Origin of the sequence: Terrabacter sp. 2YAF2 (assembly GCF_052114705.1) — a bacterium.
Lineage (GTDB): Bacteria > Actinomycetota > Actinomycetes > Actinomycetales > Dermatophilaceae > Terrabacter.
In genome coordinates this window covers 54,172-68,441 of the sequence record NZ_JBFRFG010000017.1, presented here as the reverse complement: position 1 = coordinate 68,441, position 14,270 = coordinate 54,172, and the positions used below count along the sequence as shown (strand labels likewise).

Below are 14,270 nucleotides of genomic sequence, written 5' to 3'. Positions count from 1 at the left end.
GTGAGGCATCCTCACGCGGAACCGGACGGACTGCTCTTTCGATTGGTGGGGGGGTTGCCTCGAGGGTCAGCGGAAGATCGACGTGGCGTACCAGGCGACGATGGCGACGATGCCCGCGCCGGGGAAGGTGAGGATCCAGGCTCCGACGATGTTGCCGGCGACACCCCAGCGAACCGCCGAGAGACGCTTGGTCGCACCGACTCCCATGATGGATGCCGTGATGGTGTGCGTCGTCGAGATCGGTGCACCGAAGACCAGGCCGGCCACGTAGAGGATGGACGCGGCCGTCGTCTCGGCTGCGAAGCCCTGCGGCGGCGTGAGGTGGATGATCCGGCGCCCGAGCGTGCGCATGATCCGCCACCCACCGGCATACGTGCCGAGGGAGATGACGACTGCCGAGAGCAGCAGGACCCAGATCGGGACGGTGTTGCTGTCGTGAAGGCCCGAGATGTTGAGGGCGAGCAGGACGACGCCGGCGGTCTTGCCTGCATCCTGCAGGCCGTGGCCGAAGGCCATCGACGCAGCAGATGCGGTCTGGGCCAGCCGGAAGCCACGCGTGACGCGGCCCGGGTTGGCGCGGCGGAAGAGCCAGAAGATCGCGGTCATGACGAGATAGCCCCCGACCAGCCCGATGACCGGAGAGACGATCATCGGGATGACGACCTTCTCCCAGATGACGCTCCACTGCACCGCCACGCCGGCAACCAGGGCAGCGCCAGCCAGACCGCCGATCAGCGCATGGGAGGAGGACGACGGCAGGCCGAACCACCACGTGAGCAGGTTCCAGCCGGTGGCGCCGACGAGGGCTGCGGCGACGAGCCACAGGCCGTTGACGCCCTGGGGCTGCTCGATGATGCCGGACCCGATGGTCTGGGCCACCTTCGTGCCGAAGAAGGCACCGAAGAGGTTGGCGACCGCAGCCATGGCGAGCGCGACCCGGGGCGTCAGGGCCCGCGTCGAGACCGAGGTTGCGATCGCGTTGGCTGCGTCGTGGAAACCGTTGGTGTAGTTGAAGCCCATGGCCAGTGCGATGACCGCAACGACCCCGAGCACGGGGATGGTCGTGTCCATCAGCGGCTCAGGACTCCTTGACCGCGATGCCCTCGACGACGTGGGCAACCTTCTCGAACGCGTCGGCGGCGTTCTCGAAGCCGTCGACGATGGCCTTGACCTTGATCAGGTCGACCGGGTCGGGCGCGTTGTTGAAGAGGGCCGCCACCATCTTGCGGTGGAGCGAGTCGGCCTGGTTCTCAAGACGGTTGATCTCGATCCAGTAGCTCTTGAGGTCCTTCATCGAGCGCAGGCGCGGCATGGCCTCGGCGGTCACCTCGGCCATCCGGGCGAGGATCTCGAACTGCTCGGCGAGGCCCTCGGGGATCTCACCCATCCGGTAGAGCACGATGAGGTCGGCGGTCTCCTCGATGTAGTCCATGCAGTCGTCGAGGGAGGCAGCCAGGTGGTGGATGTCCTCGCGGTCGAACGGGGTGATGAACGAGCTGTTGACCTTGTTGAGGAGCTCGTGCGTCGCGTCGTCCGCAGCGTGCTCGAGGTCCTTGAGCCGGTCGGCCACCGACTGCCGCTGCGAGGGCTCGACCTCGAGGAAGCGGGTCAGCTCGCGGGTCGCCTCGACAAGGAGTTCGGCCGAGGAGGTGAAGAGAACGAAAAAACTGGTGTCCTGGGGTGTGAGGCGAAAACCCACGGGGCTGCTCCGGTCGATCGAGGGCTGGTCCGGGGACGATGCTACGGCGTCGCGGTCACTCCCACGCAACCGAGCATCAATCCGGCGTTCACCCCACTCGTGACGACGAGGGAGCTCGCCCGCTGCTACTCCCCCGAGTCAGGCCGGGCCCTACTCGCACCGTGGAAGGAACGGGCCGTGGAGGCCGGCTCACCCGAGATGCCGAGCAGCGCGTCCACCTCATCCGGTGTGAAGTGACGGGGGCTCGACGAGGCGGCAACGACGAGGTCGCTCACCAGCTCGATCTCGTCGGCGAGGGCGACATCGAGCAGGTCACCTGACCGCTCATCGCCGGGCATCATGAGTCCAATCTAGGCGTCCAGATGGTCATCCGTGCGGCGAAGCCCCGAACGATGTGAGCGCGCTGTACGTGTCGTATGCCGTCGTGCCGAGGTTGCGTCGGGCCGGGAGCGCCTCTCGGCACAGGGCCGCTCGTAGCGGCTTGATTTGGGACCCGGGGCTACCGCGACCCGACGCGCCCTCAAGGATAAAGGCGTCCGAACGGATCACCAAAGATCCCGCGACGCCGGATTTGGCACCCGCCGTCAGCCCGGCACGGGGATGGGTTCACTCGAGCGCGTCCGCACGCCACAACCGCGCGCAGACGGTGAGGTCCTCGGCCATGCCGAGAACGCTGGCGGCCTGCTCGGCAGCCTCGTCACCCGACGAGATGTCGGCGCGCCCCGCCGACACGACACGGCAGAAGGCCGACGCGCGCTCGAGGGCCACGGCCAGGTCACCCTCGAAGACACCACGCAGCACCTCGTCGATGACCCGCCCCATCTCCTGCGGCCCCGGAGGCTCGGCAGCCCCGGCCACGACGTGGTTGGGACCGGTGAAACGGATGCCGGCTGCATACTCCCGGCTTGCGTCTGCGGGGGCGCGCTGGACCCATTCACGCAGCACGTAGAGGCGCCACAGTGCCCCGGGAAGCGACCGGGCCGGGCGCTGCGACCACAGCTCGGCCAGCGTCGAGAGTCCAATGTCGTCGACGAGCGCCACGAGCTTCCGGGTCACCGCCGGGTCCGAGGAGGCGCGCCCGGCATGGACAAGCGCGAGCGCGGTCTCGTGGGCGACGTGGATCTGCTCGGTGGGGTCGTAGGCGGGACCATGCGCCTCGAGCGCCGCCTCACTGAAGAAGGCCGGCCGCCTCGGGGCGCGATGGTCGCTCTCGCTCATCCCAGCAGGCTAGCTCCGACGCAGGGAGGCCGGGGGATGCTGGCGTCGCGACGCGCGACCGGCCGGTCTCGCTGGCCAGTTGGAGTCGGTGAGGACGCGCGCGCCCAATTGTCGAGGGCTTGTGCAATGTTGAGACTTTGTCTAAGGTTCAGGACGTCGGTCAAGCAAGCGCCGTCACGACCCTCTGATGGAGACGCCATGACCGACCCCTTCCGCGGACCCCGCAAGGACGCTCTGACCCGCGAGCTCATCACCACGCACCGCACCTCGACCTCCGAGACCGAGAGGTCGACGGCCCTGGAGACGGTGACCAGGCTGCACATGCCGCTCGCCCGCTCCCTCGCCCACCGCTACGCCGGCAAGGGGCTCGACAGGGACGACCTCGAGCAGGTCGCCTTTCTCGCCCTGCTCAAGGCGATCCGTCGCTTCGACCTCGAGCAGCCGACGGAGTTCGGTGCCTACGCCACGCCCACCATCACGGGCGAGCTGCGCCGTCACTTCCGTGACCATGGCTGGCTCGTCCGGCCCCCGCGCGGCTTGCAGGAGCGCCGCCAGCAGGTCACGGACGCCCGCACGCACCTCGAGCAGACACTCGGCCACGAGCCGACCCAGGCAGACCTCGCCGCAGCCCTCGACCTCACCCTGGAGCAGGTCAGGGAGGCGCAGGTGGCCTCGACCAACCTCCGCCCGGCGTCCCTGGACGCGGTGACCACGGAGGGCGGCCGACCGGTGCTCGACCTCGTCGACGCACGCGCCGAGCACCAGACGGACCCCGGGCTCGACGACGGCATCCTCGTGCGGACGGTCCTCCAGCGACTCCCCACTCGCGACCAGCAGGTCCTCGAGCTGCGCTTCGCCCACGACATGACCCAGGCGGAGATCGCGCAGACGATGGGCCTGAGCGCCATGCAGGTCAGCCGGCTGCTGCGGCGCGTGCTCGCCGAGCTGCGTGAACACCTCGAGTCCGCGGAGCTGTTGAGCGCCTGAGGATCTGCCACCCCTCACCCTCGGGTGACCACGAGCCCGCACCGCAGACGACGGCGGTGCGGGCTCTGCGGGCTCACGCTCCGCACCGAGAACCGGTCGTGGAACGTCCGCAACCCCTTCTAGCGTGGCCCCATGAGCACACCGCAGACGACGACCAACCCGACCCCGTGGGAGCCGCCGATCGCCGGCAGCGACGTCGAGCAGCTCGTGGGGTCCCTCGAACGGATGCGAGCCATCTTCCGCTGGAAGGCAGACGGCCTCGACGCCGAAGGCCTGCGAGCGCGCGTCGGCGCCTCCAGCCTGACACTCGGAGGCCTCCCCAAACATCTTGCGTCCTGCGAGGACTACACGTTCACGCAGCAGATGCGCGGCGAACCCATCGGGCCACCGTGGGACGGGACGGGATGGGACGGCAGCAACGACTGGGAGTTCGCGTCGGCCGAGCAGGACTCACCCGAGGAGCTGTACGACCTCTACGACGGCGCCGTCCAGCGATCACGCGAACGGCTGGCCGCGGCTCTCGTCGACCACGGTCTCGACCAGGCCGTCCACGCCTCGATGCCCGACGGTCGGCACGCAAACCTGCGGCGGCTCGTCTCCGACTTCGTCGAGGAGTACGCCCGTCACACAGGCCACGCCGACCTGCTGCGCGAAGCCCTCGACGGTCGCGTCGGCGAGGACCCTCCCGACGGATGGGCCCCGACCTCCGGCCACTTCACCTTCGCGTGACCCCGGCCGGGCCGCCTGGTTACGACCCGGCATACGTCCTGCTGTGGACGGCCTCAGTACTGGTAGGTGCCGTGCATGACGGCGCGAGCCAACGTCTTGAACGCCAGGTTGAAGGACACCACGGCAGGCGACGCGGAGTCGTCGACGCCGAGGCTCGGCTCGGACACGGCGTGGACGACGAAGAAGTAGCGATGCGGCATGTCGCCCTTCGGCGGCGCAGCCCCCATGAACCCCTGCTGGCCTCCGTCGTTGCGCACGTGGAAAGCCTTGCCGGGCAAGGCGTCTGCGGCGGCTCCAGTGTCGAGTGACGTGACATCGGCAGGCAGGTCGACGAGCACCCAGTGCCAGAAGCCCGACGGTGTCGGCGCGTCGGGGTCGAAGCACGTGACGACGTAGCTCTGAGTGCCCTCAGGGGCGCCACTCCACGACAGCTGCGGCGAGGTGTTGCCCCCGTCGGCCACCTGGTCGTCCTTGAGCGGGGCCCCGTCGGTGACGTCGGCGCTGGTCACGCGAAACGACGCCACCTGCGGCAGCAGGTCGTAGGGGTTGGGGGCGACCGGTCGGTCGAGGCTCATGCGGTCCTCCTGCGAAGCCGTTGGTGCTTGCACCATACCCATCGATTGCGTATGCCGTTCCGGCTCGCAGCGCTGCCCGTTGCTGCCGTCTCCTCCACCCACTTCATCCTCGGCGGGTGACGCCCTAGAAGGATGTTCGGCGCGGAGAATCGTGCATGAGACGTGCGGCTGCCTTGGTCACCACCCTCCTCGTGCTTGCAGTCCTGGCGGCCTGCTCCGGGAGCGGGTCCGTCTCGCTGCCGACGCCACAGCCCAGCGTCACGCTGTCGAGCGCGGCCTTGCCGTCGGTGACGGCGCCGTCCCGCACCGCGCCGACGCTCGCGCTCCCGACGGTCGCCGGTCCCACACGGTCTGCGGAGACCGTGACGCAGACAGCGACCCAGACCCAGACGGCGACCCAGACGCAGAACCAGACGCAGACCCAGACGCAGACGGAGACCCGGACTGAGACCCGGACTGAGACCCGGACGGCGACGGCGACCGTGACCCAGACCGCGACCGCCACAGCCACAGCCACCCCGTCCACGCCCGAGACCCCGACGCCGACGCCCGAGGCCGCTCCGACCGCAGCGTCCACCGGCGGCACGACCTGGTGGCCGTGGGTGCTGCTCGCGATCTTCGTGCTCGGCGCCTTGGCGTGGTTCCTGCTCCAGCGTCGCCGTGCGCAGGCCGAGGTCCGCGCCTGGGACGAGCAGCTCACCACTGCGGAGCAGGAGGCGTCGTGGGTCGAGGACTCGCTCACCCCACAGGTGCTGTCCCGGACGAGCACCACTGAGGCCCAGTCGATCTGGGCGGCCGCGCAACCTCGACTGCTCGAGACCGACGCGACCTTCCACACCCTGACGTCGACTGCACCGGACCCAGCTCGTGCCAGCCGCGCCACGGATGTCCGCGAGCTGCTGCGCGCCCTGGTGGAGGCGGTGGGAGCCGACCTCGCGGCGCCCGCCGACGGCGGACCTGACCAGTTCAGGGCGCGGCGAGCCGTGGTCGACTCCGCTCGGGGCAGCCTGCGGTCCGCCTTGGGGCCCGCGAGCGGCTCCGACCCCTCCCAGTCCGGGGAACGTCGCTAGTCTGGGGCCGCAGAACGTGACAAACCAGACAGGGGCCACTCGATGCGCGAGGAACGACCAGCGCGCCGCACCCACCCGGTGCTGCGGGGGCTGCCGAGGTCCGGGCCTCGGGTGGAGGTCGGCTCCGACTTCCCGGTCTTCGCCGTCCGGGAGTGGACGGCCCGGTTCTACGAGCAGGAACGGCTGAAGCGTGAGGCAACGTGGTGGCGACTCGGGTGGCCCTTCGCCACGGCGCTCGCTCTGGCCGTGGGGGCGGCTGCGGTGACAAGGCTCTGGCCGGTCTCCGGGTCCGAGCTCGCCCTGGGCACGGCGGTCGTGCTGGCGGCTGCCGCAGTCGGCGTGACCACTGGCGGTCTCCTCCGTTGGCGCGCGACCCGCCGGCGCCAGTCAGTCGCCGCAGCACGACCGGCGACCGTCGAGAACCTCCCCGTCGCTGCGCGCGCGGTGGTGCTCGACTCCCCCCGGCTGCGCTTCCGCCGACCCACCGACGGTCCGAGCTTCGCCGCGGTGCGTGACGGAGTGGCCGCGGCGGCCCCGATGGGCGATTTCGCCGCGTCGGTCCTCGTCTGGGCCCTCGTCATGCGCGACCGCGTCGACGGGACGCTCGAGGACTGGGTCGTCGGGCGTCGGACCTGACCGACTGCCGCCGTCCGGTCGCCGGGCACCACGCATCGAGTCGGACGTCTACCTGCGTGTCGAGTCGTCGCGGTCGGATGCGGTCGCTGGCCCCGTGGTCGGAGTCAGTCGCACGGCGGCGTGGACCAGGCGCGTGCCCTCGGGGAGGTCCTGGGGTCGACGGTTCCCCAGCTGGTAGGGCCGCAGCAGGGCGTGGATCTGGTCCTGGAGCCGCTTCACCTCCTCGACGGTCGCGGCGAGGGTGTTGTTGGAGATCAGCGAAGCGTCGTGCCACTCCGGCCCGTCCTGTGCCGACTGGTCGACCCAAGCGAGGACGCGCTCGTCGGAGCCGGCGAGCAGCACCCGGGCCAAGGCCATGTCGATGCTCTGCATCGTCTGCGGGTCGGTGTCGTCGAGCCCTTCGACCCGCCACGAGGTCACGACGGCCTTCCACAACCGCTCCCTGCCGTCAGTGCGCTCCTCGTCGTGCGCCTCGTCGACGAACCCGTACCGCTGGAGCAGTCGCAGGTGATAGCTGCACGCACTCGCCGAAAGACCGACCTCCTCCGCACACTCGGTCGCGGTGGCCGGGCCGTAGATGGTGAGGCGTTCCAGGATCTTCGCCCGCCCCGCGTGAGCCAGCGCCCGAAGCGCTCGTGGGTCGGTGATGACGACGGGGCTTTGCTCGGTCAAGGAAGGGTCAGCCATGCCCTGATCATATCCGAAGGAAACCCTTTACAACTGAGACGTGAAAGACTACTTTCACGTCTATGACGACGATGACCTCAGCACAGGCGCCCCGCGTTGCCGGACCCGCGCGGCAGCGTGACTTCCGCAGACTCTGGCTCGGCTACTCGATCTCGGCGTTCGGCAGCGAGATCACCGTCCTCGCCCTGCCACTCACTGCCGCGGTCCTGCTCGGCGCCTCGGCGTTCCAGATGGGCCTGCTCACAGCGGCCGCCACGCTGCCGAACCTGGCGATCGGCCTCGTTGCCGGGGTCTGGGTCGACCGCCTGCCCCGGCGCAGGCCGGTCCTCGTGGCCACCGATCTCGCCTCGGCCGCCGCGCTGCTGAGCATCCCCATCGCCTGGTGGCTGGGCGCTCTGACCGTCACCCAGCTCGTGGTCGTCGAGCTCGGCGTCGGGTGCGCCCGCGTGATCTTCCGTCCGGCCTACCAGTCACACCTGCCCCAGGTCGTCGAGCGCGACCACCTCACGACGGCGAGCGGGCACCTCCGGACCTCAGACTCCGGGGCCATGCTGGTGGGCCCCGGGTTCGGCGGCCTCCTCGTGCAGGCGGTGTCAGCGCCGGTGGCCATCCTGCTCGACGCGGCATCCTTCCTCGTCTCCGCAGCCTGCATCCGATCGCTCCGGTCGCCCGAGCGCAGCACCACGCCGACCACCCCGAACCGCTCGATGGGTGCCGAGCTGGGCGAGGGACTCTCGACCGTGCTGCGCAACCCCTCGCTGCGGGCCATCGCCGGCTCTGCCGCGAACCTCAACCTCTTCGGGATGCTGGTGATGGCGCTGTTCGTGGCGTACGCGACGCGCACGCTCGGCCTGTCGGCCGGGATGATCGGTGCGGTGATGATGACCGGCGGCGTCGGCGCCCTTGCCGGCGCCCTCGCGGCTCCTCGGATCGCTGCCAAGATCGGCGCGGGTCGCGCCATCGTCGCCGCGACGGTGGTCTTCTCCTTCGCCCTGTTCGCGCTGCCACTCGCCGCCGGCCCTCGCTGGGTCGAGCTGGGTGTCATCGGCGGCGGCGAGCTCGTCGGTGGTTTCGCGGTGATGGTCTTCGACGTGACCGCCGCCGGGCTGACCTTCAGGGCGGTGGCACCGGAGCTGCTCGGTCGCGTGAGCGCCTGCAACGGCTTCCTGACGCAAGGGGTCAAGCCCCTGGGGGCGCTCGCGGGCGGCGTCCTCGGCACCACCCTCGGGCTCCACACGGCCCTGTGGATTGCTGCGGCAGGCGCCACCACGACCATGCTGTGGACCTTCCTGTCCCCGTTGCGTCGTCGTGAGACACCTGACGCGGACAGCCCGCGCGGCTGACCGGGCACGCCGCCGGCACTTCGCTACATCGAGATCGCTCCGTCCACGTTGAGGACCTGCCCTGTCACGTACGACGCGTCGTCCGAGCACAGCCACGTGATGACGGAGGCCACCTCCTGCGGTTGCCCGAGCCGCCGCATGGAGATCAGCGACTCGTATGCCGACACGTTCCGGGCTCGCTCGTCGGGGCTGCTGCCCGCAAGGTTGCGCTCGAGCATGGGCGTCAGGATCGCGCCGGGGCGAACGGCGTTGATGCGCACCCCTTTGGCCGCGAACTCCTTGGCCGTGCTCACGGTGAGCGCCTCCAGCCCGAGCTTGGCCGCGGAGTAGCTGCCGCTACCCGCAGCAAGCAGGGCGGCATCCATCGAGGAGACGTTGACGATGGCGGCCCCGGGCAGACGGGACGCGCCACCCTCGGCTGCGACGCCCCCGGCGAGCATGGCCGGGATCTGGTGGCGCATGCACGACCACGCGCTCGTCATCAACGTGCGGAAGGTGGCATCGAAGTGTGACGGGCTCACGTCCAGGCTGGTTGTCGCAGACCGGTCGACCGACTCGGCATTGCCGGCGTTGTTCACCGCGATGTCGAGGCGGCCGTGCTCCTCCATGATGGCCCTGATGAGGGCCTGGACCTGCTCGTCGTCCGAGACGTCGGCCCGCAGGAAACTGACGGGACCGTGTTCGCCGACCTCCGCTGCTGCGGCTGCGCCTCGTTCCGGGTCACGCCCGCAGATGACGACGCGCGCCCCAGCGGTCGCCAGCTTGCTCGCGGTCGCGAGTCCGATGCCGCTGGTTCCCCCGGTGACGAGGGCGACGCGCCCACTGAGATCGATGGCGTACGACATTCGGCCTCTTCCGTTCTGTCGTGCCGATCGACGGTGACCGGCAGTGGAGTGAGCAGAGGCTAGCCCCTCGACCGGACCCGGGCACCGCCTTTGTCGTGACATGCCGGACTCAGACCCGGAGATGTCCCGAAACAGCCGCGTGAAGCCCGCCCATCGCGCTCCCGACGGTGCCACATTGGTGGGTGGCGACGTCCGCCGCCACAGGTCGCTCATAGGGGAACCATCATGAAACGACTCATCACCGTCGTCGCGGCCGCGGCGCTGACCGTCAGCGCCGCCGTCTTCTCCGCCCCGGCGCAAGCCGCCTCCGGCGGTGTCGCGACAGCCGCTGACAGTGCGTCGACGCCGTATGTGCCGCCGCCGATCACCTGGGGAGCCTGTTCGGATCCGACGCTGGTCCACTACGGCGCCCAGTGCGGCATGCTCACGGTCCCTCTGGACTACGCGCACCCGCACGGCACCCTCATCCACCTGGCGGTCTCCCGGGTGAAGCACACGACCCCGCAGTCGCAATACCAGGGCGTCATGCTCGTCAACCCCGGCGGCCCGGGAGGCTCGGGCCTGGTGCTCTCCATCTACCAAGGGTTCGTCCCTAACAACGCGGGCAAGTCCTACGACTGGATCGGCTTCGACCCGCGCGGGGTCGGGTCGAGCGTCCCGGCGCTGTCCTGCGACGGCAACTACTTCGGGTATGACCGGCCGTACTACGTGCCCGTGAACCGCGGAATCGAGAACGCCTGGCTGACCAAGACGAAGAACTACGCGAAGGCGTGCACGGCCGCCGGCGGTCGGCTGCTCGACCACCTGAAGACCACGGACAACGTGGCAGACATGGAGAGCATCCGGATCGCCTTGGGCCAGAAGCAGATCAACTTCTACGGCTTCTCCTACGGTACCTACCTCGGCCAGGTCTACGCGACCTTGCACCCCGACCGGGTGCGGCGCTTCGTCCTCGACAGCAACGTCGACCCGCGGCGGGTCTGGTACCAGGCCAACCTCGACCAGGACTACGCCTTCGACACCAACATGGGCATCTACTTCGACTGGGTCGCCAAGCACGACGACGTCTACGGCCTGGGCAACGACGGCCAGGCTGTCGAACGCACCTACTACCGCATCCTCAACCAGCTCCGGGCGCACCCGCAGGCAGGCGGGACGATCGGACCGGACGAGTGGACCGACGTGTTCCTCTATGCCGGCTACTACGTCTACGGCTGGACCGACATCGCCGACGCCTTCTCGGCAGCGGTGAACCACGGCGACTACAGCAAGATCAAGTCGCTCTGGGACGGCGCCAACCCCCAGGGACCGGGCGCCGACAACGGGTACGCGATCTACCTCGCGACCTCGTGCACCGACGCGCCCTGGCCCAAGAGCTGGTCGGTCTGGCAGCGGGACAACTGGCGGGTCTACGACAAGGCGCCCTTCGAGACGTGGGGCAACGCCTGGTTCAACGCACCGTGCCGCACCTGGACGGGCAAGGTGGCCGACGAGCCCGTCAAGGTCTCCGGACGGAACGCACCGCCGATCCTGCTCATCGACGAGACCCACGACGCAGCCACCCCCTATGAGGGCAGCCTCGAGGTGCGGTCCCTCTTCCCCAAGTCGGTCCTCATCGAGGGCGTCGGCGGGACGACGCATGCGGGCTCGCTCTCGGGCGTGGCCTGCACGGACAACAAGATCGCCGCCTACCTCGCCACGGGTTCGCTGCCCGACCGCCGACCCGGTCGGCGCTCTGACGTCCAGTGCGACCCCGTGCCCCAGCCCGACCCGTCGGCAGCGGCGTCTGGAGCATCCGCTTCGGGGTCCAGCCACGCCCTGCTGCGGACCGCGCTGAGCGCCCGGTGACGATCGCGGCGTCCGGGCCCCGGCCCGGACGCCGCCTCCTCCGGCATCGACGTCGGTCGCCTGCGGGTGACCGACGTCGATGCCGGACGAGCAGTCCGCCTACGGCATACTGGGCCCGGGTGACGTCTCGCCGGAACCACATCCCTGTCGTTCTGACGTGACTTTCCCCCGGGCCTCTGGGGGGTCAGGACAAGCATTCCGACCTGCGGCCATCGGACAAACCCTGTCTAGCTGCTCACGTCCAGGGGAACGGCGCGCGTTGAGCTCGGAATGCTTCGCGGCTCAGCCGGAACGTGCGTGTAGCGACCGTCCTTTGGGTGCGCCCGGCGTCAAGGAGCCTTCCGCGGCTTCCGCGACCTCGCTCAGATCTGCCGAGCCCAGCGGATCCTCTGACCGGCGCGGGCTACCGAGCTGCGCTGCGACGGAAGGAAGCACCCGTCCTGTCCGGGCACCCCTTAGGTCAAGACCGAGCCAGGGCCGGCGGCGTTCTACGCCGGGTGGCGTCGGGTTCTGGAGGTGGCTGATCCGAAGGGATGGCAAGAGACCGTGAGCCGGTCACGCTGGAGTCAGAGACGTTGCCCCGTTGCCCTCCCGGACCCTCATCTCCCCGATGCGGAGCGCGCGCTCGCGTCTGTTTTGGTCAGCGACCATCCGGGCGTACACGACGTTCGACAGGCATCGTTTCAGGGACCGGATCGCCATCAGCGATGGCGTCCCACCGACCCTGCGGTCGTACTAGACGGTATGGAGTGACCGCTCGGGATGGCTGAGGGGTTGCGGGCCGGGGCCTCGCTCACACATGTTCGTGGGTTACCGAGTAGGGGCTGCCTGCTCGGCCTATCCGACAGTTGTGGGAGGCCCCGGTGTTTACCGAGCGTACGAGCGTGGGGCTCGATGTGCACGCACGATCGGTCGCGGCAGCGGCGATCGATGGCGTCACGGGCGAGTTGTTCCAGGCGCGATTGACCCCGTCACACGAACACATCCAGTCCTGGTTGGCCGGCCTGCCGGGCCCGGTCGCGGTGACCTACGAGGCGGGGCCGACGGGGTTCGGCCTCGCGCGGGCGTTGGACGCGGCCGGGGTGCGGTGCGTGGTCGCGGCCCCGTCGAAGCTGCAGCGCCCAGCGGGTGACCGGGTCAAAACCGACGCCCGGGATGCGGTCCACCTGGCTCGGCTGCTGCGCCTGGACGAGGTCACCGCGGTGACGGTTCCGACCGCCACGGTCGAGGCCGCGCGGGATCTGGTCAGGGCTCGGGAGGACTGTCGCGGGGACCTGATGCGGGCGCGGCACCGCCTGTCGAAGCTGCTGCTGCGCCAAGGCATCGTGTACTCCGGCGGTCAGGCATGGACCGGGGCGCACGACGCGTGGCTGCGGCGGCAACGCCTCGACGCGCCAGCAACCCGGATCGCATTCGAGTCCGGCTACGACGCGGTCCTGACGGTGCAGGCGCGCCGGGACCGGCTCGACGCCGCGATCACGGTGATGGCCGCGGACAGCGAGTTCACCCCGGTCGTCCGCCGGCTCGGGTGCCTGCGCGGAGTGTCCACGTTGACGGCGTTCGCCCTCGCCGTCGAGATCGGCGACTGGCACCGGTTCACCGGCAACACGATCGGCTCGTTCGTCGGATTGGTGCCCAGCGAACACTCTTCCGGCGCGTCCCGCATGCAGGGGTCGGTGACCAAGACCGGAAACGGCCACGTCCGGCGGCTGCTGATCGAGGCCGCCTGGCACCACCGCGCCCGCTATGTCCCGGGCAAGACGATGCGCGACCGGTGGGAGCTCGCCTCGCCGGCTGCCCGGGTTCGCGGTGATGAGGGCAACCGGCGGTTGCACCACCGGTGGGTCGTGTTCAGTGAGCGGCGCAAACGGCACACCGTTGCCAACGTCGCGATCGCCCGCGAGCTGGCCGGCTGGTGCTGGTCGTTGGCCGTCATGGACGACTGACCACCCCGGAACCGCTTCGACGAGGCAAGGGGCTGGTGGCAGCGCGAGGAGCGACCCGCGAGGGTTCTATGAGCAGCGAATCCCCTTGAGGTGCAGCGACGCTCGATGCTAGACACGCGGTCCCGTTCCTGCCGAACCACCGTCCTGCGGTAGCCAACCCGCGCATATCAGTCTGACCGCGCGTCGCCAACGACACGCTCGCCAGCCCACTGCCACGACGAAGCAGAGGCGCCGTCAGGACTCTTGGTCCTAACGGCGCCTCACCCTGCCTCTTGACAGGAAGCCACTACATATCAGAACTCCCGCCCCGGGGTGCGGTTACGCATCTGCACGTCAGCCATGATGTGCAGCGTGCGGTTGACCTGGCGGTGGCCGGCACGAGAGAGCCGGTGGTGTCGGTTGCCCCGGAGAAAGCATCTAGCGGCGCGGTGCCATTCCACCAGGCGAAGCGGCCCTTGTCGCGAAAGCGGTGGAGGTCCCGGACGTCGGCCAGCAGCCGCGCAGCGCCGATTGGGCTGATCCCGGTCAGCTCCAACAGGGTCGAGCCACGCTCGAGGCCGAGCGCGGTCAGTTCCTTCTCCGCCGCTTTGATCTTGCGGTCGAGTGACAACAAGGAGGGCATTGCTACTTCGAGCACGACAATCCCCTTTCGAGCCACTCCTCGCGCGGTGCTCGACGAGAACGCAT

The 14,270-nt window shown here is 69.6% G+C and carries 15 protein-coding genes; 7 read left to right on the top strand and 8 right to left on the bottom strand.

Features of this window, described 5'->3' with window-relative positions; translation table 11 throughout:
• Positions 1–66 precede the first annotated feature (66 nt).
• The 4 genes from AB4030_RS17335 to AB4030_RS17320 all read right to left on the bottom strand — a co-directional run bounded on the left by AB4030_RS17335 (position 67) and on the right by AB4030_RS17320 (position 2,917).
• A complete protein-coding gene (locus AB4030_RS17335; RefSeq protein WP_442280453.1) occupies positions 67–1,071 on the bottom strand; it encodes an anion permease in 1,005 nt (334 codons plus the stop codon).
• Positions 1,072–1,078: 7 nt separating this feature from the next.
• Entirely contained in the window at positions 1,079–1,699 is a 621-nt protein-coding gene (locus AB4030_RS17330) for a DUF47 domain-containing protein (RefSeq protein WP_442280452.1), read from the bottom strand.
• A gap of 125 nt (positions 1,700–1,824) precedes the next feature.
• Positions 1,825–2,040: a hypothetical protein gene (locus AB4030_RS17325; protein ID WP_442280451.1), complete on the bottom strand. Its 216-nt coding sequence runs from the start codon at positions 2,038–2,040 to the stop codon at positions 1,825–1,827.
• A gap of 265 nt (positions 2,041–2,305) precedes the next feature.
• Positions 2,306–2,917, bottom strand: coding sequence for a hypothetical protein (locus AB4030_RS17320; RefSeq protein ID WP_442280450.1), 612 nt, complete (start codon positions 2,915–2,917; stop codon positions 2,306–2,308).
• A gap of 198 nt (positions 2,918–3,115) precedes the next feature.
• Between AB4030_RS17320 and AB4030_RS17315 the strand changes: the two genes are divergently transcribed.
• Entirely contained in the window at positions 3,116–3,904 is a 789-nt protein-coding gene (locus AB4030_RS17315) for a sigma-70 family RNA polymerase sigma factor (RefSeq protein WP_442280449.1), read from the top strand.
• Between the two features lie 132 nt (positions 3,905–4,036).
• A complete protein-coding gene (locus AB4030_RS17310) occupies positions 4,037–4,633 on the top strand; it encodes a mycothiol transferase (RefSeq protein WP_442280448.1) in 597 nt (198 codons plus the stop codon).
• Positions 4,634–4,686: 53 nt separating this feature from the next.
• Here AB4030_RS17310 and AB4030_RS17305 read toward each other — a convergent pair whose 3' ends face one another.
• On the bottom strand, positions 4,687–5,208 hold the full coding sequence (locus AB4030_RS17305) for a YbhB/YbcL family Raf kinase inhibitor-like protein (RefSeq protein WP_442280447.1): 522 nt from the start codon (positions 5,206–5,208) through the stop codon (positions 4,687–4,689).
• Positions 5,209–5,363: 155 nt separating this feature from the next.
• On the opposite strand from AB4030_RS17305, the gene AB4030_RS17300 reads away from it, so the two are divergent.
• Positions 5,364–6,278 carry a hypothetical protein gene (locus AB4030_RS17300; RefSeq protein ID WP_442280446.1) on the top strand — a complete coding sequence of 305 codons (915 nt, stop codon included), beginning with the start codon at positions 5,364–5,366 and terminating at the stop codon, positions 6,276–6,278.
• Between the two features lie 42 nt (positions 6,279–6,320).
• Entirely contained in the window at positions 6,321–6,914 is a 594-nt protein-coding gene (locus AB4030_RS17295) for a hypothetical protein (RefSeq protein ID WP_442280445.1), read from the top strand.
• Positions 6,915–6,962: 48 nt separating this feature from the next.
• On the opposite strand, the gene AB4030_RS17290 is transcribed toward AB4030_RS17295, so the two are convergent.
• Entirely contained in the window at positions 6,963–7,601 is a 639-nt protein-coding gene (locus AB4030_RS17290) for an ArsR/SmtB family transcription factor (RefSeq protein ID WP_442280444.1), read from the bottom strand.
• 62 nt (positions 7,602–7,663) lie between these two features.
• Here AB4030_RS17290 and AB4030_RS17285 point away from each other — a divergent pair, with 62 nt between their 5' ends.
• Positions 7,664–8,944 (top strand): MFS transporter, encoded by a 1,281-nt coding sequence (locus tag AB4030_RS17285; RefSeq protein WP_442280443.1) that lies wholly within the window; start codon positions 7,664–7,666, stop codon positions 8,942–8,944.
• 23 nt (positions 8,945–8,967) lie between these two features.
• Here the strand turns inward: AB4030_RS17285 and AB4030_RS17280 are convergent, their stop codons facing one another.
• The gene (locus AB4030_RS17280) at positions 8,968–9,789 is read right to left on the bottom strand and encodes an SDR family NAD(P)-dependent oxidoreductase (protein WP_442280442.1); all 822 of its coding nucleotides are present in this window, start codon (positions 9,787–9,789) and stop codon (positions 8,968–8,970) included.
• A 225-nt stretch (positions 9,790–10,014) separates the two neighbouring features.
• On the opposite strand from AB4030_RS17280, the gene AB4030_RS17275 reads away from it, so the two are divergent.
• Positions 10,015–11,637, top strand: coding sequence for an alpha/beta hydrolase (locus AB4030_RS17275; protein ID WP_442280441.1), 1,623 nt, complete (start codon positions 10,015–10,017; stop codon positions 11,635–11,637).
• Positions 11,638–12,500: 863 nt separating this feature from the next.
• On the top strand, positions 12,501–13,583 hold the full coding sequence (locus AB4030_RS17270; RefSeq protein ID WP_442280477.1) for an IS110 family transposase: 1,083 nt from the start codon (positions 12,501–12,503) through the stop codon (positions 13,581–13,583).
• 286 nt (positions 13,584–13,869) lie between these two features.
• Here the strand turns inward: AB4030_RS17270 and AB4030_RS17265 are convergent, their stop codons facing one another.
• A complete protein-coding gene (locus AB4030_RS17265) occupies positions 13,870–14,220 on the bottom strand; it encodes a transposase (protein ID WP_442280440.1) in 351 nt (116 codons plus the stop codon).
• Positions 14,221–14,270 lie beyond the last annotated feature (50 nt).